This window comes from Paenochrobactrum pullorum (assembly GCF_041929845.1).
In the GTDB taxonomy this organism is placed as follows: domain Bacteria; phylum Pseudomonadota; class Alphaproteobacteria; order Rhizobiales; family Rhizobiaceae; genus Paenochrobactrum; species Paenochrobactrum pullorum.
Genome location: NZ_JBHEEH010000001.1, coordinates 1,201,760 through 1,225,121, shown reverse-complemented (window position 1 = coordinate 1,225,121; position 23,362 = coordinate 1,201,760). Strand labels below are relative to the sequence as shown.

General features: G+C 49.6%; 22 protein-coding genes, 1 tRNA gene and 1 pseudogene. 2 read left to right on the top strand and 22 right to left on the bottom strand.

Annotated elements, in window-relative coordinates:
• The first annotated feature begins 173 nt into the window (after positions 1-173).
• Positions 174-250: transfer RNA gene (locus tag JNC77_RS05855), tRNA-Asp, on the top strand.
• A 325-nt stretch (positions 251-575) separates the two neighbouring features.
• Here JNC77_RS05855 and JNC77_RS05850 read toward each other — a convergent pair.
• From JNC77_RS05850 to JNC77_RS05745, 22 genes and pseudogenes are all read right to left on the bottom strand, one after another.
• Positions 576-875: a hypothetical protein gene (locus JNC77_RS05850; RefSeq protein ID WP_374830277.1), complete on the bottom strand. Its 300-nt coding sequence runs from the start codon at positions 873-875 to the stop codon at positions 576-578.
• Positions 876-959: 84 nt separating this feature from the next.
• Positions 960-2,390 carry an SPOR domain-containing protein gene (locus JNC77_RS05845; RefSeq protein ID WP_374830551.1) on the bottom strand — a complete coding sequence of 477 codons (1,431 nt, stop codon included), beginning with the start codon at positions 2,388-2,390 and terminating at the stop codon, positions 960-962.
• Between the two features lie 330 nt (positions 2,391-2,720).
• Positions 2,721-2,990 carry a DUF1467 family protein gene (locus JNC77_RS05840; protein WP_374830275.1) on the bottom strand — a complete coding sequence of 90 codons (270 nt, stop codon included), beginning with the start codon at positions 2,988-2,990 and terminating at the stop codon, positions 2,721-2,723.
• 2 nt (positions 2,991-2,992) lie between these two features.
• Positions 2,993-3,397, bottom strand: a complete 405-nt coding sequence (mce, locus tag JNC77_RS05835) for a methylmalonyl-CoA epimerase (protein ID WP_374830273.1) — start codon at positions 3,395-3,397, stop codon at positions 2,993-2,995.
• Between the two features lie 28 nt (positions 3,398-3,425).
• Entirely contained in the window at positions 3,426-5,102 is a 1,677-nt protein-coding gene (locus tag JNC77_RS05830; RefSeq protein WP_374830271.1) for a ribonuclease J, read from the bottom strand.
• A 100-nt stretch (positions 5,103-5,202) separates the two neighbouring features.
• Positions 5,203-6,006: a biotin--[acetyl-CoA-carboxylase] ligase gene (locus JNC77_RS05825; protein ID WP_374830269.1), complete on the bottom strand. Its 804-nt coding sequence runs from the start codon at positions 6,004-6,006 to the stop codon at positions 5,203-5,205.
• Between the two features lie 59 nt (positions 6,007-6,065).
• Entirely contained in the window at positions 6,066-7,505 is a 1,440-nt protein-coding gene (gene nuoN, locus JNC77_RS05820; protein WP_374830267.1) for an NADH-quinone oxidoreductase subunit NuoN, read from the bottom strand.
• An 18-nt stretch (positions 7,506-7,523) separates the two neighbouring features.
• On the bottom strand, positions 7,524-9,032 hold the full coding sequence (locus JNC77_RS05815; RefSeq protein ID WP_374830265.1) for an NADH-quinone oxidoreductase subunit M: 1,509 nt from the start codon (positions 9,030-9,032) through the stop codon (positions 7,524-7,526).
• Entirely contained in the window at positions 9,032-11,017 is a 1,986-nt protein-coding gene (gene nuoL / locus JNC77_RS05810) for an NADH-quinone oxidoreductase subunit L (RefSeq protein WP_374830262.1), read from the bottom strand. Before nuoL ends, JNC77_RS05815 begins: the two co-directional genes overlap by 1 nt.
• A gap of 7 nt (positions 11,018-11,024) precedes the next feature.
• Complete coding sequence (gene nuoK / locus JNC77_RS05805) at positions 11,025-11,333, bottom strand: NADH-quinone oxidoreductase subunit NuoK (RefSeq protein ID WP_184219974.1); 309 nt, start codon at positions 11,331-11,333, stop codon at positions 11,025-11,027.
• 1 nt (position 11,334) lies between these two features.
• Positions 11,335-11,955, bottom strand: a complete 621-nt coding sequence (locus JNC77_RS05800; protein WP_374830260.1) for an NADH-quinone oxidoreductase subunit J — start codon at positions 11,953-11,955, stop codon at positions 11,335-11,337.
• Between the two features lie 152 nt (positions 11,956-12,107).
• Positions 12,108-12,599 carry an NADH-quinone oxidoreductase subunit NuoI gene (gene nuoI / locus JNC77_RS05795; protein WP_343800111.1) on the bottom strand — a complete coding sequence of 164 codons (492 nt, stop codon included), beginning with the start codon at positions 12,597-12,599 and terminating at the stop codon, positions 12,108-12,110.
• Between the two features lie 10 nt (positions 12,600-12,609).
• Entirely contained in the window at positions 12,610-13,656 is a 1,047-nt protein-coding gene (nuoH, locus tag JNC77_RS05790; RefSeq protein WP_374830258.1) for an NADH-quinone oxidoreductase subunit NuoH, read from the bottom strand.
• 18 nt (positions 13,657-13,674) lie between these two features.
• Entirely contained in the window at positions 13,675-15,756 is a 2,082-nt protein-coding gene (gene nuoG, locus JNC77_RS05785) for an NADH-quinone oxidoreductase subunit NuoG (protein ID WP_374830256.1), read from the bottom strand.
• A 78-nt stretch (positions 15,757-15,834) separates the two neighbouring features.
• Complete coding sequence (nuoF, locus tag JNC77_RS05780; RefSeq protein WP_374830254.1) at positions 15,835-17,142, bottom strand: NADH-quinone oxidoreductase subunit NuoF; 1,308 nt, start codon at positions 17,140-17,142, stop codon at positions 15,835-15,837.
• A gap of 31 nt (positions 17,143-17,173) precedes the next feature.
• Positions 17,174-17,776 (bottom strand): annotated as a pseudogene (gene nuoE / locus JNC77_RS05775) (NADH-quinone oxidoreductase subunit NuoE); the annotation flags it as partial.
• A complete protein-coding gene (locus JNC77_RS05770; RefSeq protein ID WP_374830252.1) occupies positions 17,776-18,969 on the bottom strand; it encodes an NADH-quinone oxidoreductase subunit D in 1,194 nt (397 codons plus the stop codon). The gene JNC77_RS05770 and the pseudogene nuoE, both read right to left, overlap by 1 nt.
• A complete protein-coding gene (locus tag JNC77_RS05765; RefSeq protein WP_374830250.1) occupies positions 18,962-19,402 on the bottom strand; it encodes a GFA family protein in 441 nt (146 codons plus the stop codon). Before JNC77_RS05765 ends, JNC77_RS05770 begins: the two co-directional genes overlap by 8 nt.
• A gap of 33 nt (positions 19,403-19,435) precedes the next feature.
• The gene (locus JNC77_RS05760; protein ID WP_374830248.1) at positions 19,436-20,044 is read right to left on the bottom strand and encodes an NADH-quinone oxidoreductase subunit C; all 609 of its coding nucleotides are present in this window, start codon (positions 20,042-20,044) and stop codon (positions 19,436-19,438) included.
• Between the two features lie 15 nt (positions 20,045-20,059).
• Complete coding sequence (locus tag JNC77_RS05755) at positions 20,060-20,641, bottom strand: NuoB/complex I 20 kDa subunit family protein (RefSeq protein ID WP_184220003.1); 582 nt, start codon at positions 20,639-20,641, stop codon at positions 20,060-20,062.
• Positions 20,632-20,997: an NADH-quinone oxidoreductase subunit A gene (locus tag JNC77_RS05750; RefSeq protein ID WP_184220006.1), complete on the bottom strand. Its 366-nt coding sequence runs from the start codon at positions 20,995-20,997 to the stop codon at positions 20,632-20,634. Before JNC77_RS05750 ends, JNC77_RS05755 begins: the two co-directional genes overlap by 10 nt.
• Positions 20,998-21,683: 686 nt before the next feature.
• Positions 21,684-22,790, bottom strand: coding sequence for a mechanosensitive ion channel family protein (locus JNC77_RS05745; RefSeq protein WP_374830246.1), 1,107 nt, complete (start codon positions 22,788-22,790; stop codon positions 21,684-21,686).
• Between the two features lie 244 nt (positions 22,791-23,034).
• Between JNC77_RS05745 and hspQ the strand changes: the two genes are divergently transcribed.
• The gene (gene hspQ / locus JNC77_RS05740) at positions 23,035-23,358 is read left to right on the top strand and encodes a heat shock protein HspQ (protein ID WP_374830549.1); all 324 of its coding nucleotides are present in this window, start codon (positions 23,035-23,037) and stop codon (positions 23,356-23,358) included.
• Positions 23,359-23,362: the final 4 nt, after the last annotated feature.

The following is a 23,362-nucleotide window of genomic DNA, read 5'->3' as shown; positions in this document are numbered from 1 at the left end:
CGCTTAAAAAGAACACCCAAATACACCGACTTTCAAAGTTTTTTGCATTCTTATCAACATTCAGCATATTTCTTCAGTTTGTTCGCTTGACAGTCGCAAGCGAACACCTTAAACGAGCCACACACCAGACGGAAACGTCGGTTACCAAGTCCGGTTCAACCGGAATGAGATGCGCGGGTGTAGCTCAGTTGGTTAGAGTGCCGGCCTGTCACGCCGGAGGTCGCGGGTTCGAGCCCCGTCACTCGCGCCACTTTCTTCAAATCATATGATTATCGTTGAAAGTGGCGCAACCCCGCTAATTTCTATTATTTTCCAATCAATACAATCTTCATAAATACTGCCTGTTTTTCTACTGGATTCTTTTGACTACCTATAAATTCATGACAATAAAAAAGCGCGCTCATCTGAATGAGACACGCCCTCAACTGTTCTAGAGCGTGTCGCGCTTAATCGTATCCACTGCGCTCGCTCTAGCGTTTTGTTTTTACGCATGTCTTTATCCCAAAACCGGTGCCCACTTTTGGGAGACATGCTCTAATGTTTGCGACGGTTTATAAGACGCCGCCATATCCACATTATTTCAAAACGATACGTACAGCCTGACGACCGCAACTGACAATAGTTTTCATGTGAATTGTTGCTTTCGGCATCGCTGCCCGCTGTCTGCGCGCTGCATGGCACTTCAATAAGGCTACCAGATCACGCGCCTGAAAAGAATGCGATACACGACGTAATTCAACCAGGCTCAAGGCTGCTTCGCGCAACAATTGAACCGAGAAAAGCGACGGCTTTGGCGCAACTTCTGCTTCATAGTGATTCCAATCAGATGGCTCTCTTAAAGAACCAACAGACTGCACATCGTACATCTTCGACATTGTGAAACCCCTTCACTCAAAACATTGCGGGTTTTTTCAACGGTCGTCACAAAGACTGTGGCAACAAAACACGAGGTTGTTTCTTTAGTTAGCGATCGCGTAGCAACCGTATTTCTGCTTTTTCAAAGCGGCACATGCATTCCACGCTGCCTGTTTACTGCTAAATCCTACAAACCGCGCACGATAAAATTTAGTGCCATTCATCTGGAATGTTTCAGTATATGGCGAGGCAGATTTCAGACCGCCAACCGATGCATTGGCCTTCGCGAGCATCGAACGTGCCTGATCTTCACTTGGCAAAGAACCTATCTGCACTGCCCAGCCACCTGTTGGCGCAGCTGATGATGCAGTAGTGACAGGGTCAACATTGTTATTGACGGCATTATTGGCAACAGTCGGTACTTCTGCACGCGGTGTTGGCACAATCACATTCTCGATGGCTTTAGCGGCTGGGCGAGCCATTGGGGCAGCAAGCGCCAAGACCTGAGGCTGTTCCTGCTCACGGTCACCCTCGCCAAACTCACCGTTGATAACCTGCTCAATACCGCCATCCTGACGCATAACCGGCAGCGGTGCCTCTTTAGCAGTTGGCAAGGAGACAGAGGCAACATTGATCGTTCCATCAGCACGCGCAGCGATCAATGCATTATTACCCCGTCCACGGCTAGCCTGCGGAAGATATTTGGCAATCAGTTCCTGCATGTGTTTATCACGACTGGCAGCGGAGCGACCACCCATCACAACAGCAACCATTTGCTTGCCGCCAACATTGACCGATGAAACCAGATTGAAGCCGGAAGCGTTGGTGTAACCGGTTTTAATGCCATCAACACCTTCTACACGTCCAAGCAAACGGTTATGACCATTGATGGTCTGACCGCGATAGGTAAAGCTGCGCTTGGAGAAATAAGCATATTCGTTAGGAAAATGCTGGCGCAAAGCCATGCCCAAAATTGCCATGTCACGCGCAGTCGAATGCTGCTGCATATTCGGCAAACCCGACGCATTGCGGAAAACAGTGCTGCGCATACCAAGACGCTTGGCTTTTGCGGTCATCATCTGCGCAAAACGCTCTTCCGAACCACCAAGATATTCACCAACAGCAGCAGCAACGTCATTAGCAGATTTGGTAATCAATGCCAGAATTGCAGCTTCAGCCGGAATGGACTGACCAGGTTTGAAACCAATTTTTGTCGGCGGGCGTGATGCAGCATAAGCAGAAACAGGAATCGGCGTATTGCGATTGACACGTCCAGATTTCATCGCTTCAAACAGCATATAGAGCGTCATCATTTTGGTCAGCGATGCCGGATAACGCTTTGCATCGGCACTGGAACCGAACAGCGTTTTGCCCGTATTGGCATCAACAACAATGGCTGCATATTTATCATTAGCAGGCGCAGCCGCTGCGGGCACGACCTGAGATGTTGCACAACCTGTCATGACAGCCATTAACAAGGCAGCATGAGCTGTTTTTTTGATGGCAGAAGCAGCTTGAAAAAACGCAATACGCACTACGATACCCACCTGAACACTGGTATTTTTTTCACTGCGGCGCAAGCGACACACCACAACCTAATTCGTTCATCCTAATGGAAGCAGGGTTACTAATCCGTTTATAGATCGCGAATTCTTCTAAAACGCAGGCAATTTGTTGCTGAGAACATAAAACCCAATTAGCCAAATCTAATAGAGAGAAAATTTAATGTCTCAAAATCAATGACTTATTTTCATCAATTCAACTGAAATTATAAAATAAAAAATTTAAAACTTATCCACAGGCTTGCAGGATAAGGCTTATCATCCAAGGAATTCACCTTGTCCTGCACTGTTTTTGATCTGTAATTATTTAAGATCGGGATAGAAATGCGGGATGTCATCAAGACTAAAACCGCTCATCTGAGTGATATAATAATAAAGGCCGAAAAGTATGGTCGCCACAATGGTTGTGCGGAAAAAGGCAAGCCAAATCCGTGGGCGTGCCGGAGCACTGGAAACCGTGCCCAGAATCACTTCATTTTCATCATCCTGCGTTCTTAAACCAACCGGCAAAAGTGCGAACAAAGCTGTCCACCAGATGATAAAATAAACAGCAACTCCAGACATCAGCGACATGATTAAACCTCTTCCAACTCAATCAATGTACCGTTAAAGTCTTTGGGATGCAAAAATAAAACCGGTTTACCATGCGCACCGATTTTAGGTTCGCCGTCTCCCAAAATACGCGCACCTTCTGCCTTCAGCTGGTCACGCGCCTGCAAAATATCAGCCACTTCATAGCAAACATGATGCATGCCGCCAGATGGATTGCGATCAATAAAGCTTTGAATGGAAGATTTTTCGCCCAGCGGCTCCAGCAATTCAATTTTTGTGTTGCCGACATCAATGAAAGCGACAGTCACGCCATGCTCAGGCAATGCCTGAGGAGCAGTAACCGTGGCACCAAGCGTATCTTGGTAAAGTTTGATTGCTGTCCCCAGATCCGGCACAGCAATCGCCACATGATTTAATCGTCCCAGCATGTACCCCTCCCGCTGATTCAATTATGATTTAACGGGTGCGGTTTACAAAAACCGTCACGACCGGCTTTTTACCCCAAACCTCGTTAGCGCTAGCGCGCACTGCACGGCGCACTGATTCCTGCACCAGACCCAAATCCTTACGGCGTGCTCTTGGAATGCTTTCAATCGCACTCGTCGCGGCATCATAAAGAATGTCTTCAATCAGATCACCCTGCCCGTCCTCTTCCGGCAAGCCAAAGGCTACCACATCCGGTTCACCTTCAATCTTCAGGTTGCTATCGAGCAGAACAGAAACGGCAACATGACCGACATAAGCCAGCTTGCGACGTTCGGTGATACCGACTTCATCTTCGTCGCCAATCAGCTTTCCGTCTTTAAACAAACGGCCAATCGGTGCTTCGTCAATGACTTTTGCTTCACCTGGTGCCAATTTCAAAATACCGCCGTCGCGCACTTGTGCAATCTGGCCGATACCTTCCATCGCTCCAAGTGACGCCTGACCAACAAGATGAGCCGCCTCACCATGCACCGGCACCAAAATTTGCGGACGTACCCACTTATACATCTGACGCAATTCATTACGACGCGGGTGGCCGGAAACATGCACCAAACCATCTTCATCGGTGATGATTTTGATGCCCTGCTCGATCAAGCGATTCTTGGTCTCGATAATAGCTTTTTCATTGCCCGGAATGGCACGCGACGAATAAATCACCGTGTCTCCGGCGGTCAGCGCAAGGCTACGCATTTCATCGCGGGATAATTTGGCTAATGCCGCGCGCGATTCCCCCTGACTACCGGTCAAAATCATCACCACATTTTCACGCGGAATATAGCCATAATCTTCTTCGCTCAAAAATTCCGGCAAGCCTTCCATATAGCCAAGTTCGGTCGCAACCGAAATGGCACGTTTCATCGAGCGGCCAACGATCAGCACCTGACGGCCGGCATCACGTGCAGCCTCGGCGATAGAGCGAATACGGCCGACATTGGATGAGAAAGTGGTGATCGCAACACGGCCACGCGCTTTTTCAATCAATTCCCGCAGACTGTTCGACACTTCACGTTCGGATGGTGATTCACCTTCACGCAATGCATTGGTACTGTCACAGATCAGCGCGAGCACACCGGCATCACCAAGTGCGCGGAAGCGAGCTTCATCAATCAACGGTCCCAAAGTTGGTTCCGGATCGATTTTCCAGTCACCCGTATGAATAACGGTGCCAAGTTCAGTGGTAATTGCCAATGATACTGGTTCAGGGATCGAATGCGTGACCGCCAAAGCTTCGATCTTGAAAGGCCCTGCTTCGAAAGTTTCACCGGCTTTATAGATGGTTACCGGAATTTCAGGGGCATTATATTCGCCCTGACGTTTAGCTTCCAGCAAACCAGCCGTAAAAGGCGTGGCATAAACCGGCGCTTTAATGCGCGGCCACAAATCCAGCAAGGCGCCATAATGATCTTCATGCGCGTGCGTGATGATAATGGCGCGCACATTGTGCTTTTCAGCTTCCAGAAAACGGATATCCGGCAGGATCAAATCAGCGCCCGGATGTTCGGGTCCGGCAAAGCTCACCCCCATATCAACCACAATCCACTCACGGTTCTCCTCGGGTCCATAGCCATACATGGCTAAGTTCATACCGATTTCACCGACACCGCCTAGCGGCAAAAAGACGAGTTGAGTACTGTGTGTGCGGGGCATAGAGCCTCCTTAATTCATAATCACTATTGTTGATGAACAGGTGGACTGAATAACTAAGCATTGCAAGCCCGCAGCTGATCACAACTTAATAATTAACTGTTTAAGTGTTGTTACGCACCGATGCCACTGTACCAAAATAGACATCACCGGCCGTAATTGTTGTGCGTATTCCATCATCCGCGCGAATAACCAGTCGGCAAGAACTATCGATTGTTTCAAAAACACCTTCGACAAGTTTACCATCTACCATCACAGAAACAGGATTGCCCAGTTGGTGCGCGTGTTCAAGCCATTTCAGGCGAATAGCATCCAAGCCTAAGCCATTGTTCCAGATCTGATAATTCACCGCCCATGCATCGGAGAGCGCCATAAAAAGCGTTTCCGCATCACAATCACTGCCAAGCTTTTGCAAACATGTGGCTTCATAGGGCAAATCAGTCGGATGGCTAACAATATTGGTGCCGATACCAATCGCTAGGCCAAAGCGATTTTGCGAAAGCAATGTTGTTTCCAGCAAAATGCCGGATAATTTAGCGCCATTGACGAAAACATCATTCGGCCATTTGAGGGTGACCTTAGTGGTATTTTTGGTAGCACTGTTTGAAAAAACAGCTTCAAGCGCTTCCGCAAGGCTCAAACCTGCAACGAACCCTAATGTAGCAGCAATTTTGATATCAAAATGCTCAACAAGCAGCAAAGTGGAAGCCAGATTACCTTCCGGTGTCGACCATGCTCGGCCTCGACGGCCACGGCCACTTTCCTGTCGCTTGGATACAAACCAGATTTTACCCTGATCGCCGCTGGCAGCCCGTTCAAGAGCTACCGCGTTGGTCGAACCTATCGTCTCGAATGTTTCGAGACGATAGGATTGACTTTGTGCAATTGGAGAAAGCGAGAAGTGCATCGCTCACTCCTTATTTTGTAATTCAGACATCAAAAGAATGTCATTATTTATATCCGACATCAAAAGAATGTCTGGGAAGCAGTCGCAGCCCATTCCACCACATAACCTGCATAGAGGCCATAGAGCAGAGTAAGCAATGCTGATACACCCAGTACCAAACGAAGTTCACCGGCCATCGGCAGGAACTTCTCTGGTGCCGGTTCATCAAACCACATGATCTTGATCATGCGTAAGTAATAGAAAGCACCAACAACAGAAGCCACGATACCGATGATCGCCAGCGGATAGAGACCCGCCTGTACAGCTGCCACAAATGTGTACCACTTACCAAAGAAACCAGCCAAAGGCGGGATACCGGCAAGCGAGAACAATAAAATGGTCATCGCAGTTGCCATCATTGGATTTGAACGCGACAAACCGGCCAGATCATAAATGCCTTCAACACTGCCCTGTTTGGTGCGCATTGCCAGAATGAAAGCAAAGGTGCCAAGGGTCATGATGAGGTAAATCAGCATGTAGATCAGCACGCCGCGCACACCGATTTCGGTGCCAGCTGCCAGACCGACAAGCGCATAACCCATATGGCTGATGGATGAATAAGCCATCAGGCGTTTGATGTTGCGCTGACCGATTGCTGCAAAGGCCCCCAAGATCATGGAAGCAAGTGCTACGAAAATGATCACCTGCTGCCAGTCATGCGTAATCGGTGCGAAAGCTTCACCAACCACACGCATGATCAGCGCCATTGCAGCCATTTTAGGAGCAGCCGCAAAGAAAGCTGTTACTGGTGTCGGCGAGCCTTCATACACATCCGGTGTCCACATATGGAACGGAACAGCCGAAATTTTGAAGCAAAGACCGGCCAGAATGAAGACCAGACCAAAGACCAGTCCGAGTTCACGTTCGCCGCCCGATACTGCCTGTGCAATTTCTGCAAAGCCGATATGGCCGGTATAGCCGTAAACCAGTGAGATACCATAAAGCATCATACCGGAAGACAGAGCACCAAGAACGAAATATTTCAAACCAGCTTCAGTGGAACGAACACTGTCGCGGTTAAAAGCAGCCAGCACATAAAGTGCCAGTGACTGCAATTCGAGGCCCATATAAAGTGTCAGCATATTGGATGCCGAAACCATCAGGAGCATACCCAGTGTGGCAAGTACCACCAGAACCGGGAATTCAAACTTGTCGAACTTTTCTTCACGCGCATAGCCGACCGACATGATCAGCGTCACGATGGAGCCGATCAGGGTCAGGATTTTCATGTAGCGTCCGAAACCGTCGGCGATATAAGCATCGCCGAAAGCTTTTCCGTCATGCGGGAACAGAATGACCAGAGCCAATGCTGCAATCAGCACGGCAACGGTCAATCCGTTGACGATTGTTGAGGCTCGCGAGCCGGAAAAAACCCCAATCATGAGCAACGCAAGCGCGCTCAGGGCAAGGAGAACCTCCGGAGCTGCGAGTGTGAGATTAGCTATCAGGTCGGTCTGCATCGGCCTTCGCCTTATTCCTTACTGCGCCAGCGCTGCGCTTGCGGCATTTGCTAGCGCTGCGTCGTATTGATTAATCAAGGCATGTACTGCACCGGCAGTCACGTCGAAGACCGGCATAGGATACACACCAAAGAAGATCGTGAGAGCCACGAGCGGATAGAGGATCAGCTTTTCACGCGGGCTGAGATCCAGAATGCCTTTGAGACTTTCCTTGGTCAGCGCACCGAAGATGACCTGACGGTAGAGCCAAAGGGCATAGACCGCCGAGAAGATCACGCCTGAGGTTGCAAGAACCGCAATCCAGGTATTCACACGGAAAACACCGAACAATGTCAGGAATTCGCCGATGAAACCAGAAGTACCCGGCAAGCCCACATTCGCCATGGTGAGGATCAGGAATGCAACAGCATATTTCGGCATGTTGTTGACCAGACCACCAAAGGCGGCAATCTCTCTTGTATGCATGCGGTCATAAATAACACCGACACCAAGGAAAAGTGCGCCCGACACGATACCGTGTGAAAGCATCTGGAAAATCGCGCCCTGAAGTCCCTGCTCGTTGGCCGCAAAAATACCCATCGTCACATACCCCATATGCGCGACAGACGAATAAGCAATGAGCTTTTTAATGTCTGTCTGCACAAAGGCGACAAGTGATGTGTAGATAATTGCGATAACCGAGAGCGTGAACACCAATGGTGCGAAATCGGCAGATGCGAGCGGGAACATGGGCAGCGAGAAACGGATGAAACCGTAACCACCGAGCTTCAGCAAAATACCCGCCAGAATAACCGAACCGGCAGTCGGTGCTTCTACGTGGGCATCCGGCAACCATGTATGCACCGGCCACATCGGCATCTTGACGGCAAAGGATGCGAAGAATGCCAGCCACAGCCATGTTTGCATTGAGGCCGGGAAATTGAACTTATGCAGTTCAACAATATCCATCGTGCCTGCCTGCCAGTACATTGCCATGATAGCAATCAGCATCAGAACCGAACCAAGCAGCGTGTAGAGGAAGAATTTGAACGATGCATAAACGCGGCGTTCACCACCCCAGACACCGATGATGATGAACATCGGGATCAAGCTTGCTTCAAAGTAAACGTAGAAGAGGAACAGATCGAGTGCACAGAACACACCGATCATCAGCGTTTCAAGAATTAGAAACGCGATCATATATTCCTTCAAGCGTTTTTGTACCGACAGCCAGCTGGCAAGAATACAGAAAGGCATCAGGAAAGCCGAGAGCACAACGAACAGTACCGAAATACCGTCGACGCCCATGTGGTAGCTGATGCCACCACCCAGCCATTCAATCTTTTCCACCATCTGGAAACCGGCATTCTCATTATCGAAGCCGGCCCAAACGACCAGTGAAAGGATGAATACAAAAACTGTTGTCAGTAATGCGACATTACGAATGTTGCGGCGCGCGGCCTCTCCCTCATCTTTAATCAAAAAGATGAGCAGAGCACCGATGAGCGGCAGAAACGTAACCGTTGATAAAATGGGCCAGTCAGTCATCAGAAAGTGCTCCCGAGCATCATCCAAGTGACGAGCGCGGCGACGCCGATCAGCATCGCGAATGCGTAGTGATAAAGGAAACCGGTCTGCATTTTAACAACACGGTTGGTGATATTGAGCACACGAGCGGAAATTCCGTTCGGGCCAAAGCCGTCGATCAGCCAGCCGTCACCGACTTTCCAGAAGAAACGGCCGAGACCACGTGCAGTACGGACAAAAAGGAAGTCATAGAGCTCGTCAAAATACCACTTGTTGAGCAGGAACCGGTAAAGACCCGGATGACGTCCGGCCAGTTCCGAAGGGATCTTTGGCGACCGGATGTAGAAAATCCATGCCAGCACAAAGCCGATTGCCATGACAATGAAAGGTGACCACTTGACCAAAGTTGGTACGTGATGGGCTTCTTCCATAATGTGATTGTCAGCTGCGGTGAAAAGCGCACCCTTCCAGAAAGCGTCATAATGATCGCCGAAGAAATAGCTGAGAAAGAACACACCGGCAAATAATGCACCGAAGGCCAGAATGAACAATGGAACGAGCATTACAGGCGGTGAATCATGCACATGATGCATCACTTCTGCAGAAGCGCGTGGCTTGCCGTGGAAGGTCATGAAAATCAGACGCCATGAATAGAAGCTGGTGAAAAGTGCAGCCACAACCAAAAGAGTGAAGGCATAACCTGCAGCCGGACTTGTCGACGCAAAGGCCGATTCAATGATCGCATCTTTGGAGAAAAATCCGGCAGTACCGATGATGGTGCCCGGAATACCAAGACCTGTCAGCGCGACTGTCCCGATAATCATCATCCAATAGGTGGTCGGGATGAGTTTGCGCAAACCGCCCATGCGACGCATATCCTGCTCGTCGGAAACCGCATGGATCACAGAACCTGCGCCCAAGAACAGAAGTGCTTTAAAGAAAGCATGCGTGAACAGGTGGAACACCGCCGCACCATAAGCGCCAACACCAAGCGCCACGAACATGTAACCCAGCTGTGAACAGGTGGAGTAAGCAATGACGCGCTTAATATCGTTTTGCACCAGACCAACGGTTGCGGCAAAAAAAGCAGTTGTGGCACCAATGATGGTCACGACAATGAGTGCATCCGGTGACAATTCAAAGATCGGCGACATACGCGCAACCATGAAGACACCGGCGGTTACCATGGTGGCCGCGTGAATGAGAGCCGACACAGGTGTCGGGCCTTCCATCGCATCCGGCAACCAAGTGTGCAGCAGGAACTGCGCCGATTTACCCATCGCACCCATGAACAACAGCAGGCAAACCACTGTTAAAGCCGAGCCTTTGGTCAAGGAAAGCCCCAAGAAGTTCAGAACAACTTCGTCTGCACCTTCGCCAGCACTCATATAAGTGCCGGCCGCTTTAAAGATGGTGTCGTAATCCACTGCGGTAAACAGAGCAAACACACCGAAGATACCAAGCAGGAAGCCGAAGTCACCAACGCGGTTGACCACGAAAGCCTTCATCGCCGCAGCATTGGCAGATGGTTTTTTGAACCAGAAGCCAATCAGCAAATAGGATGCAAGACCAACACCTTCCCAACCAAAGAACATCTGGATCAGGTTATCCGATGTCACCAATGTTAGCATGGCGAAAGTAAACAGCGACAGGTAAGCAAAGAAACGCGGACGATGCGGATCATGATGCATATAGCCGATCGAGTAAATATGTACCAAAGCGGACACGCTGTTGACCACCACCAGCATCACTGCTGTCAGCGTATCAATGCGCAAAGCCCAATCGAATGACAATTCACCCGATGTTACCCAATGCAAGACGGAGATGCGAATTGGTTCGCTGTCGCCCATAGCAACAGTGAAAAATGCAACCCAAGACAATGCGGCAACAACGACCATAAAGCCGGAAGTGATAAATTCACACGCCTTGGCACCCAACTGATTGCCGAAAAGACCGGCAATCAGAAAGCCCAGGAGTGGAAGGAAGACGATCGCGTAATAGAGCATCTGCCCGTCAACCTTTCATAACATTGACGTCTTCCACCGCAATGGAGCCGCGGTTACGGAAGAAAACAACGAGAATTGCAAGACCGATAGCTGCTTCAGCAGCCGCAACAGTCAAAACGAAGAGTGCGAAGACCTGCCCGACCAGATCGCCGAGCGTTGCAGAAAACGCCACAAAATTAAGATTAACCGAGAGCAAAATAAGCTCGACCGACATCAAAATAACGATGACGTTTTTACGGTTTAAGAAAATACCGAAGACACCCAGCGTAAACAGGATTGCCGAAACGGTAAGATAATGTTCGATACCCACTACCATATCAGATGCCCTTACCTGTTTCGACTTTAACGATTTCGATGGCGGTTTCCGGTGTACGTGCAACTTGATCCGGGATCGACTGGCGTTTGACATTCGGTTTATGACGCAATGTCAGCACAATGGCACCGATCATCGCAACCAAAAGAACGAGGCCGGCGATCTGGAAGAAGAAAACATAATTGGTATAAAGCACATCACCCAAAGCTTGCGTATTGGTGCGTGTTGCCGGATCCGGAATTGGCAGCACGCCTGCTTCACCGAGCTTCGGCGCAAACTTGGTGCTGACAAAAACAACAACCAGTTCAGCCAGCAGGATCAGACCCACCAAAGCACCAATAGGCGCATATTGCAAAGCGCCCTGCTTCAGTTCAGCAAAATCCACATCCAGCATCATCACAACAAAGAGGAACAATACCGCAACCGCACCCACATAAACGAGAAGCAGGATCATGGCCAAAAATTCAGCGCCCGTTAACAAAAACAGCGCCGCAGCATTAAAGAATGCAAGGATCAGGAACAGCACCGAATGTACTGGATTGCGCGCTGAGATGACCATGACCGCACTCGCAATCATGATAAAGGCGAACAGATAGAAAAACGCTGCCGCTAGACCTGTCAGCATGGGTTTACCCCAACACCTTTCCGGGGCGAAGCCCTATTGCTCCGCCTGCTCTTTTCATCACGCCAAGCGTGAAGTTAAACTCCGGTGACAAGATTTTCACCCGCCACCCATTCGATTATCGCTTAGCGCGATAAGTATTCATTTACCGCTGATTAGCGATAAGGCGCATCAAGTGCGATATTGCGCGCCAGTTCCCGTTCCCAACGGTCACCATTAGCGAGCAGTTTTTCTTTGTCATAGTAAAGTTCTTCGCGTGTTTCAGTGGCGAATTCGAAATTCGGCCCTTCAACAATCGCATCCACCGGACAGGCTTCCTGACAGAAACCGCAATAAATGCACTTTACCATATCAATATCATAGCGGACGGTACGGCGTGTACCATCATTACGGCGCGGACCTGCTTCAATGGTAATCGCCTGTGCCGGGCAAATGGCTTCACACAATTTACAGGCAATACAGCGCTCTTCGCCATTCGGGTAGCGACGCAGCGCATGCTCACCACGAAAACGTGGGCTTACAGGGCCTTTTTCATGCGGGTAGTTCAAAGTTGCCTTAGGGCCGACAAAGTGGCGCATCGACAAAAAGAACGCTCCGACAAATTCCTTCAGCAAAAGCGATTTGGCAGCTTGAGCAAATGAAGACATGTTTTTCTCCTTAACCCACGAGGCCGGTAACTTTGAGGAAGGTCGCGGTTGCAACAACCATGAACAGTGAGATCGGCAGGAATACTTTCCAACCCAGACGCATCAGTTGATCATAGCGGTAACGCGGTACAAATGCTTTCACCATCGCGAAGAGGAAGAAGCAGAAGCACAGTTTCAACATGAACCAGATAATACCTGGTACCCAGTTGAGGAACCACACATCAACAATCGGCAACCAACCACCAAGGAACAAAATGGTCATCAACGCACACATCAGTGTGATGGCCACATATTCACCAAGGAAGAACAGCAGGAACGGTGTCGAGGAATATTCGATCATGTGACCGGCGACGAGTTCGGATTCTGCTTCCACCAAGTCAAATGGCGGACGGTTGGTTTCTGCCAAGGCCGAGATGAAGAAAATCACGAACATCGGGAACAGAGCCAGCCAATGCCAGTCAAGGAATGAAGCAGGCAGCCCCATCATGGTTCCAAGACCGGTATTTTGCGCCAGTACAATGTCGGTGAGGTTCAACGAACCTACGCACAACAACACGGTGACAATCACAAAACCGATGGAGACTTCATAAGAAACCATCTGCGCTGCCGAACGCAAAGCACCCAAGAACGGATATTTCGAGTTGGAAGCCCAGCCACCCATAATCACGCCGTAAACTTCAAGTGAAGAAATCGACAGAATATAGAGAATACCGACATTAATATTGGCAATTGCCCAGCCTTCGCTGACCGGAATGACCGCCCATGTCGCCAATGCCAACACTGCCGAAATGAATGGTGCCAACAAAAACACGCCCTTATTTGCACCTGAAGGAATGATTGGTTCCTTGAAGACAAATTTCAGCAAGTCAGCAAAGGCCTGCAATGTTCCCCACGGGCCAACAACGTTTGGACCACGGCGCATTTGCACCGCTGCCCAGATTTTACGGTCAGCGTAAAGCAGATAAGCCACTACAATCAACAATACGACGAGCAGAACGACCGACTTCAGCGCTATAATCAGCGCGGGCAAGACGTAAGCTGCAAAAATTTCGTCCATTTTTCCGTCTCTCTCGCTTTACTCTGCCGCCTGCACAAACTGACCTTGAGCCAGTGCGGAACATTCAGCCATCACGGCTGATGCACGAGCAATCGGGTTTGTCAGATAGAAATCTTTAATTGTCGAAGCGAAGCTTTGCGAACCAAGCTTGGCAGATTGTTTGCCAAGTGTAGCAACATCGGCAATTTTACCTGCTTCAATTGCATCAATTGCTGCCATATGCGGATAATCTGCATAAAGCTTGGCGCGCAATTGTGCCAATGAATCAAATGGCAAACGCTGACCCAATGTGTCGGACAGAGCACGCAAGATTGCCCAGTCTTCCTTGGCTTCACCTGGTGCAAAACCTGCACGCATCGACATTTGTACGCGGCCTTCTGTATTCACATAAGTACCGGATTTTTCGGTGTAAGCAGCACCCGGCAGAATAACATCTGCAGAATGTGCGCCCGCATCACCATGCGTGCCCATATAGACAACAAATGTGTTGTCCTTGGCTGACATGTCGAGTTCATCAGCACCGCTCAAGAAAACAACATCTAATTTGCCCAGCATATCGATTGCTTTCACGCCGCCCTCACCCGGCACAAAGCCGAGATCCAAGGCGCCAACGCGTGATGCAGCGGTGTGGAGAACCGAAAAACCATTCCAGTCTTCGCTCAATGCACCAACCTGCTCGGCCAATTTGGCGCTGGCAGCCAGAACATCGGCACCGTTTTCACCGGTCAATGCACCCTGACCAATAATGATCAAAGGCTTGGATGCATTTTTCAGAACCTGTGCAAACTCGTTCTTGCCGTTAAGAACATCATTGAGTGTTTCTGCACCGGCACCCAGATAATTATAAGCATAACGCAGTTCTGCACGTTCACCGATCACACCAACAGCCAGCTTACCCTGTCGGTATCTTTTGAGGATACGCGCATTAAGTACAGCGGCTTCAATGCGAGGATTGGCACCAATGATCAGCAGGGCATCTGCCTGTTCGATACCTTCAATCGTGCTGTTGAAGAGATATGATGCACGGCCAAATGCAGGATTAAGCGCCACACCATCCTGACGGCTATCTGTATTCACAGAACCGAGAGAATTCATCAGGCTCTTTAATGCGTAGATTTCTTCAACGCTTGCCAGATCACCGGCAACGGCACCGATACGCTCACCCGAAGTTGCATTGACAGCTTGAGCAATCGCAGCAAAGGCTTCCGGCCAGCTAACCGCTACCAAGCGGCCATCTTTACGCACATATGGGCGATCAAGACGCTGTGTGCGCAGACCATCCCAAATGAAACGTGTCTTGTCGGAAATCCACTCTTCGTTCACCTGCTCGTTCAAACGCGGCATAATACGCATCACTTCACGGCCGCGGGTATCAACACGAATTGACGAGCCGACAGCATCCATCACGTCAATGGATTCAGTTTTATTCAGCTCCCAAGGACGCGCCTGAAACTCATATGGCTTGGATGTCAGCGCACCAACGGGACACAAATCAATCACGTTGCCCTGCAATTCAGAAGTCATCGCGCTTTCGAGATAGGTGGTGATTTCTGCATCTTCACCGCGGCCAATAAGACCGAGTTCAGAAATACCGGCAACTTCAGTGGTAAAACGAACGCAACGTGTGCAGTGAATGCAACGTGTCATCACAGTTTTGACCAACGGGCCAATATATTTGTCTTCAACCGCACGCTTATTTTCGCGGTAGCGGGAACCATCAGTACCAAAGGCCATCGCCTGATCCTGAAGGTCGCACTCACCTGCCTGATCACAAATCGGGCAATCAAGCGGATGGTTGATGAGCAAGAACTCCATCACACCTTCGCGTGCCTTTTTGACCATAGGCGTATTGGTGAAAATCTCCGGTGTTTCGCCATTTGGTCCAGGGCGCAAATCGCGCACGCCCATCGCGCAGGATGCAGCAGGCTTTGGTGGCCCACCTTTTACCTCAACCAAACACATACGGCAGTTTCCGGCGATGGAAAGCCGCTCATGGAAGCAAAAACGCGGTACTTCAGCGCCTGCCTCTTCGGCTGCCTGAAGGAGCGTATAGTGATCGGGAACCTCGATCTCTGTGCCGTCAACCTTGATCTTTGCCATCACTTGTCCAAACCTGCGGCTTAGGCCGCATATCCTTAAATCCAGACTGCAGACCGGATAAATCCGGCCCATGCCATTTTACTCAGCTGCTTCCAAAGCGATGTTACGGCTTTGAACAGCATTGCGTGTATAATCATCAATGCGCTTTTCAATTTCAGGGCGGAAATTACGGATCAGCCCTTGAACCGGCCATGCAGCGGCATCGCCCAACGCACAGATGGTGTGACCTTCAATTTGCTTGGTCACATCGAACAACATGTCGATTTCGCGCTTCTGCGCATTACCGGTCACCATGCGTTCCATCACACGCCACATCCAGCCTGTACCTTCACGGCACGGCGTGCACTGGCCGCAGCTTTCATGCTTGAAGAAAGCCGAAAGACGCGCAATCGCTTTGATAACGTCGGTTGATTTGTCCATAACAATCAAACCACCGGTACCGAATGAGGATTTAACGTCACGCATGCCGTCGAAATCCATCACTGCATCCATCATGTCTTCTGCTTTCACAAGCGGACAGGATGCGCCACCCGGGATCACTGCAAGCAGATTATCCCAACCGCCGCGGATACCGCTGGCGTGTTTTTCAATCAGTTCACGGAACGGAACACCCATGACTTCTTCAACAGTGCAAGGTGTGTTGACGTGACCGGAAATCTGGAAAAGCTTGGTGCCGACATTGTTCGGGCGACCAAGCGACGAGAACCATGCACCGCCGCGACGCAAAATGGTCGGCGCAACAGAAATGGATTCAACATTGTTCACAGTGGTCGGGCAGCCATAAAGACCGACATTGGCCGGAAACGGTGGCTTCAAGCGTGGCTGGCCTTTTTTGCCTTCCAGACTTTCCAGCAAAGCTGTTTCTTCACCGCAAATATAAGCACCTGCCCCGTGGGAGACGTAAACGTCCATATCCCAGCCGCATTTGTTATTTTTGCCAAGCAAACCAGCTTCGTAGCACTCGTCAATCGCAGCTTGCAGTGCTTCACGCTCACGCATGAATTCACCACGGATATAGATGTAAGCAGTATGGGCGCCCATGGCACAACCGGCAATCACGCAGCCTTCGATCAGCGTATGCGGATCATGGCGCATGATGTCACGGTCTTTGCAGGTACCAGGCTCCGACTCATCCGCATTGACCACGAGATAATGCGGACGGCCATCGCTTTCTTTCGGCATGAAAGACCATTTCATACCAGTCGGGAATCCCGCACCACCACGACCGCGAAGACCGGACGCCTTCATTTCGTTGATGATCCAATCCCGACCCTGATCAATCAGACCTTTGGTATTATCCCAATGGCCGCGTGCCATCGCACCTTTAAGCGACTTGTCTTTCAGGCCATAAATATTGGTAAAGATACGATCTTTATCAGCCAGCATCAAATCAGCCCTCCGCTTTCGGATTGCTTGTCGTCAAAGATGTCAGGCCACTGGCAGGCGCAGAAAAATCTCGCTCAATCTGTGGACCCGGTTTAATCGTGTCACCTTTGCCAGCCGCGAAAGCATCAATGATTTCTTCCAGGCGCTCCGGTGTCAGGTCTTCATAAGCGTCTTTGAAGATCATGACCATCGGCGCATTGACGCAAGCACCCTGACATTCGACTTCTTCCCAAGATAATGTGCCGTCTGCATTGAGGGTCTGCGGGTCATGATGAATTTTGTGCTTGCACACTTTCATCAAATCTTCCGCACCGCGCAGCATGCAAGGTGTTGTACCGCAAACCTGAATATGGGCGCGTGTACCAACAGGCTTCAGCTGGAACTGGGTATAGAAAGTGGCAACTTCAAGCACACGGATCAAAGGCATACCGAGCATAGCTGCGATATATTCGATTGAGGCTTTGGTGACCCAGCCCTCCTGTTCCTGTGCACGCATCAGCAGCGGGATAACTGCGGATGCCTGACGGCCTTCAGGGAATTTCTTGATAGTCTGTTCAGCCCAAGCCTGATTTTCCGCATTAAAAGCAAATGCGGCTGGTTGGACGGAATCTTCTGCGAGACGACGGACGGACATCAGCGGTCTACCTCACCAAACACGATATCGAGTGAACCAAGGATCGCCGAAACGTCAGCCAGCATATGGCCGCGGCAAAGGAAATCCATAGCCTGAAGATGAGCAAAACCCGGTGCACGCAATTTGCAGCGATAAGGCTTATTGGTGCCGTCTGACACCAGATAAACACCGAATTCACCCTTAGGGGCTTCTACAGCTGCATAGACCTCGCCTGCCGGCACATGGTAGCCTTCAGTGTAAAGCTTGAAGTGATGAATGAGCGCTTCCATCGAGCGTTTCATCTCACCGCGTTTCGGCGGTACGATCTTGTTGTCTGTATGCGATACAGGGCCAACACGCTCTTTTCCGAGCAGCAATTCACAGCACTGACGCATAATCTTGGCAGACTGGCGCATTTCTTCCATACGGATCAGATAACGGTCATAGCAGTCACCGTTTTTGCCGATCGGAATGTCGAATTCCATTTCCGAATAGCACTCATATGGCTGGCTCTTGCGCAAGTCCCACGCAGCACCCGAGCCACGCACCATCACACCAGAGAAACCCCAAGACCAAGCATCTTCCAATGTCACAACGCCGATATCGACGTTACGCTGCTTGAAAATACGGTTGCCGGTAATCAGATTGTCGAGGTTGGTCAGTGTCGTTTTAAGAAACGGATCAATCCAGTCAGCGATATCCTGCACCAATTGCTCAGGCAAATCCTGATGCACACCACCCGGACGGAAATAAGCTGCGTGCATACGGGCGCCACAGGCGCGTTCATAAAACACCATCAGCTTTTCGCGCTCCTCAAAGCCCCAGAGCGGCGGTGTCAAAGCACCAACGTCCATAGCCTGCGTGGTCACGTTCAACAGGTGATTGAGAATACGGCCGATTTCGGAATAAAGCACACGGATCAGCTGGCCGCGACGTGGCACAGTGATGCCGAGCAGACGCTCGACAGCCAGCGCATAAGCGTGTTCCTGATTCATCGGTGCAACATAATCAAGGCGATCCAGATATGGCAAAGCCTGCAAATATGTTTTGGTTTCCATCAGCTTTTCAGTACCGCGATGCAGCAAGCCAATATGCGGATCAACGCGCTCAACCACTTCGCCGTCCAACTCCAGCACCAGACGCAACACGCCGTGCGCCGCCGGATGCTGCGGGCCGAAGTTGATGTTAAAATTTCTTACTTGTGTCTCAGCCATTGTCGGCATCCTGTGTAGAGGCATAAGCTGCCAGAAACTCTGCTTCCGTCATTTTGCGCGTATCATTGGCAAAAGCGTAATTATCAGGTTTCTTGTCGATGTAGATTTCCGTCGTAAACCTGAATTGCGAAGGATCATCAAATGCCTGAATGGAAACGACACTATGGGAGCCATCCTGCATGCGCCACATCAAGCTAGAGCCGCAAGCCTTGCAAAATCCGCGCTCACCCCATTCGGATGAGCGATAAAATGCAAGATCATCACCATCGGTGATTTCAAGGCTGTCGCCGCATTCCACACTCAAAAACACACCACCAGTCCAGCGGCGGCACATTGAGCAATGGCATGCACCCATTTCGTCATTGATAGGCTTCGCCGAAAAGCGCACAGAGCCACACAGGCAACGACCTTCCAACTTAGCACTTACAGACATTTTTCAATCCTCACACTTGGGCATCAAAGCCAATTAATTGACTTTGGCTTTTTCATCGCCAGGCAACACGTAATCAGTTCCTTCCCACGGGGAAAGGAAGTCAAAATTACGGAATTCCTGACGCAGGACAACCGGCTCATAAACAACGCGCTTGTGCTCGTCGCTGTAGCGGACTTCAACAAAACCGGTAGTCGGGAAATCTTTACGCAGCGGATGACCTTCAAAACCGTAATCGGTAAGAATGCGGCGCAGATCCGGATGACCGGAGAACAAAACGCCGTACATGTCGTAAATTTCGCGCTCAAACCAATCAGCGCCGAGAAAGACAGCCGTTGCAGACGGCACCAGCACATCTTCATCTGCCGTCACTTTAACGCGCATACGCAGGTTCTGGCGTGGTGACATCAGCTGATAAACCACATCGAAACGCTCAGCGCGTTCAGGATAATCAACACCGCTGATATCGGTCAGATTAACGAACTGGCACTGTACGTCATCACGCAGAAAGGTCAGAACATTGATCAGGCTACCTTTGGAGACATTGACCGTCAATTCACCATAAGCAAATTTGATATCTTCAATTGCATCAGCAAAACGTTCTTTCAGATAGGCCGAAAGATCACGGAGGGCTTCCTCACTCATCACTTTCACTCCTTCTTAACGCTCAATTGTGCCGGTGCGGCGGATTTTCTTTTGCAACATCAAAATGCCGTAAAGAAGCGCCTCAGCGGTTGGCGGGCAGCCCGGAACATAGATATCAACCGGAACCACACGGTCACAACCACGCACGACCGAATAAGAATAATGATAATAACCACCGCCATTGGCACATGATCCCATTGAGATCACATAACGCGGCTCCGGCATCTGATCATAAACCTTGCGCAGTGCCGGTGCCATTTTGTTGGTCAATGTACCGGCCACAATCATCACGTCGGACTGACGCGGTGACGCACGCGGCGCAATACCAAAACGTTCGGCATCGTAGCGCGGCATGGAGATGTGCATCATCTCAACAGCGCAGCAAGCAAGACCGAAGGTCATCCACATCAGTGAGCCGGTACGCGCCCAAGTAATCAGCGCGTCGGCAGAGGTGACGATAAAGCCCTTATCGGACAACTCATTATTCAGCTCACTGAAAAATGCATCATCTGCGCCGATCGGCTTGCCGGTATTAGGATCAATAATGCCTTTCGGCTGCGGCGCGATAAGCGTGGCGTTGCTGTTGGTCAATCCCATTCCAGCGCCCCCTTCTTCCATTCATAAATGAAACCGATAGTCAGCACGAACAAAAACGCCATCATGGAGCCGTAGCCCAGCCAACCGATGGAGCCGAACGAAACAGCCCACGGGAACAGGAACACAACTTCCAGATCGAAAATAATAAAAAGAATCGATACGAGATAGAACCGCACATCGAATTTCATGCGCGCATCATCGAAAGCGTTGAATCCGCACTCATAAGCTGACAGCTTTTCCGGATCCGGCTGCCGGTAGGCAACAAGAAACGGTGCAATCAGAAGTGCAATGCCAATAATCATGGCGATGCCAATGAAAATGACGATCGGTAGATAGGAACTTAAAAGCTCGTTCATGATCCCTTTTCCGGCTTAACACGAGGCGTTACGCCCAGTCATAAGCCCTCCATGGTTACGACTCTGCGACACATTGCATCTACGGCAACCCCTCGCCCGTGCAGCTTCAAAAGGCATGCCGTGCGAACTACAGCTAATTCGATGCGACGGTTACCCCAGAGTGCTTCCAAGTGCAACCCCTGAGACTGTGACACATTGGAACAGTCAGGCATTTACTCGACGAAATAGCTCGCTCTGCCAAATATCTCGTTTTTTTAAAGCTTTACCCGCCTGATACCCAAGGCTTCCGGCCTTCAGCCTGTGTATAATATTAAGAAGAATCTTAATTTAACACCAGCTAATGTTGCAAAATTCACGTAAAAAGAGAATCAATCCAAAGATCACAGATTTGTGAAACCACATGCGGCAAATTTAACATTCAACTTGAGGCTGTATACAACCTCATGCGTATACATGCACAAAATAACAGCTTCCGATCGCCCGCATCACCTTAATACTTATCTTTTTTCCATAAAAGAAAAATAGTGATTGGTACGATTGCAAAAATGATAACTTCAATAATCCATAAATACTTAAGGATCATAGCACCGCTTCCATATCTGCCACCAAGTTTCACGTCGTTTAGAATGAATCTTAACAGCTCATATCAGCAAAAGACATAATACCATCGTTGCTACGACCTTCGTCTATAGCACGGCTTGCGATGTTTTTTGTGTAGCGCTTAAAGCTTCATCATTCACCGTAATCAGGCGACGGGTTGGCTGGGCAAATTGCAAACCATGCGTTTCAACCCATTTGGCTGCGGCCACAAGCACTGCTTGTTGTGCATTCATGAAATCCGCATATTCAGCACTCAGCACATAATAGACCACTTCGAAACGCACGCCCAGTTCGTTAAATTCGGCCAGATGCGAGCGGTCAAACCGCGTATTAGGCAAAGTCTCGATGGTCGTTTGCAGGTAAGCCGGAAATGTCTGTAATAAGTCAATCGAGCCGCCATATTGCACATGCAAGCTGAAAAGCATGCGCCGCTCAGACATACGCTGGAAGTTCGACAGGCGTGTATTCAATAACGCGTCATTGGAAACGCTGATCTGCTCACCGGTAAGCGAACGGAAGCGTGTCGTGCGCAAACCAATCCGTTCCACCACACCGCGATTTTCATTAAAGAAAACAAAATCACCGACGACAAACGGTTTGTCGAGCAAAATGGAAAGCGAGGCAAACAGGTCTTTCAGGATGGATTGGAGTGCAAACGCAATTGCGATACCACCAACCCCAAGTCCTGCAACGAGCGCAGTAATATCGATACCGAAATTCGACAGGACCAGCAGCAGTACTGCCGTCCAGATAAGCGCAAGACCGGTAAAGCGGATAATTTGCGCTGCACTGGTTCGTTCCGGATCAGGATTGTTTTTATCCAGCAAGCCATGGTCGATCCAAAGACCGACCATAATACTGCTCCACATTCCGATTTGTGCCATGGTGGCAACCAGCACAATACCGGTAATCATACGCGAGATTTGCACCGGAAGCACCAAAACCAGCGAAGCAAAATAAAGCGCCAAAGCCGCAAAGAAAAAACGGTAAGTATTATTTGCCAGCGATTGTGCGCCCGTCATGATGACATCAAACCGGCTGACAGCAAAACGGGACAATAATTGCACAAGCTGGCCCCGCACTCGCGGCAACAAAATCAGACAGGCAACAAAAATGAAAAGTGCCGTTATCCAGAGCGCCAGATGGTTGCCAAGCACGATCCAGTTACGGGTGAAATCTTCTATTTCCTGCACATTCATTCCAATATTTCAGTTCGTTTGCCACTATCAAGCATGAATTTGCTCGAGCATCCTCCGGTAACAACATAGGGCTGCACCTTAACAGGTCAATAATCTCATTTGATTTATTTTTGTTTTTTTGGTGGCAGCAGAGTTAAAAAACACTTTAAAAAAAGTGATATTAAACAGATGATTTAAAAATAAGATTCAGTTAAACTCACTTTAAAGTTATAAATAATAATACGGGAATAAGAAACTGATAAAACACGCTAAATTTCAAATCGGTCAAGTTGTGAAACATAAGTTATTTCCATTTCGCGGAATCATTTATGATGTTGATCCGGAATTTTCGAATAGTGAAGAATGGTATCAGTCCATTCCGGAAGACCGACGGCCACGGCGCGACCAGCCGTTTTATCATCTGTTCGCTGAAAACAGTGAAACAGAATATTCGGCCTATGTTTCAGAACAAAACTTAATGGTCGATGATAGTGGCGAACCCCTGCGCCACCCGCAAATCAACAATCTATTCAACCGGCAAAATGACGGGCAATATCAGATCAAACACAATCTGATGCATTAAAAAA

Coding starts and splice junctions, on each gene's coding strand:
- JNC77_RS05850 (WP_374830277.1), bottom strand. CDS start 875: ATGTCGAAGATGTACGATGTGCAGTCTGTTGGTTCTTTAAGAGAGCCA.
- JNC77_RS05840 (WP_374830275.1), bottom strand. CDS start 2,990: ATGTCGCTGATGTCTGGAGTTGCTGTTTATTTTATCATCTGGTGGACA.
- mce (WP_374830273.1), bottom strand. CDS start 3,397: ATGCTGGGACGATTAAATCATGTGGCGATTGCTGTGCCGGATCTGGGG.
- JNC77_RS05830 (WP_374830271.1), bottom strand. CDS start 5,102: ATGCCCCGCACACACAGTACTCAACTCGTCTTTTTGCCGCTAGGCGGT.
- JNC77_RS05825 (WP_374830269.1), bottom strand. CDS start 6,006: ATGCACTTCTCGCTTTCTCCAATTGCACAAAGTCAATCCTATCGTCTC.
- nuoN (WP_374830267.1), bottom strand. CDS start 7,505: ATGCAGACCGACCTGATAGCTAATCTCACACTCGCAGCTCCGGAGGTT.
- JNC77_RS05815 (WP_374830265.1), bottom strand. CDS start 9,032: ATGACTGACTGGCCCATTTTATCAACGGTTACGTTTCTGCCGCTCATC.
- nuoL (WP_374830262.1), bottom strand. CDS start 11,017: ATGCTCTATTACGCGATCGTCTTCCTTCCACTCCTGGGCTTTCTGATT.
- nuoK (WP_184219974.1), bottom strand. CDS start 11,333: ATGGTAGTGGGTATCGAACATTATCTTACCGTTTCGGCAATCCTGTTT.
- JNC77_RS05800 (WP_374830260.1), bottom strand. CDS start 11,955: ATGCTGACAGGTCTAGCGGCAGCGTTTTTCTATCTGTTCGCCTTTATC.
- nuoI (WP_343800111.1), bottom strand. CDS start 12,599: ATGTCTTCATTTGCTCAAGCTGCCAAATCGCTTTTGCTGAAGGAATTT.
- nuoH (WP_374830258.1), bottom strand. CDS start 13,656: ATGGACGAAATTTTTGCAGCTTACGTCTTGCCCGCGCTGATTATAGCG.
- nuoG (WP_374830256.1), bottom strand. CDS start 15,756: ATGGCAAAGATCAAGGTTGACGGCACAGAGATCGAGGTTCCCGATCAC.
- nuoF (WP_374830254.1), bottom strand. CDS start 17,142: ATGCTGGCTGATAAAGATCGTATCTTTACCAATATTTATGGCCTGAAA.
- JNC77_RS05770 (WP_374830252.1), bottom strand. CDS start 18,969: ATGGCTGAGACACAAGTAAGAAATTTTAACATCAACTTCGGCCCGCAG.
- JNC77_RS05765 (WP_374830250.1), bottom strand. CDS start 19,402: ATGTCTGTAAGTGCTAAGTTGGAAGGTCGTTGCCTGTGTGGCTCTGTG.
- JNC77_RS05760 (WP_374830248.1), bottom strand. CDS start 20,044: ATGAGTGAGGAAGCCCTCCGTGATCTTTCGGCCTATCTGAAAGAACGT.
- JNC77_RS05755 (WP_184220003.1), bottom strand. CDS start 20,641: ATGGGATTGACCAACAGCAACGCCACGCTTATCGCGCCGCAGCCGAAA.
- JNC77_RS05750 (WP_184220006.1), bottom strand. CDS start 20,997: ATGAACGAGCTTTTAAGTTCCTATCTACCGATCGTCATTTTCATTGGC.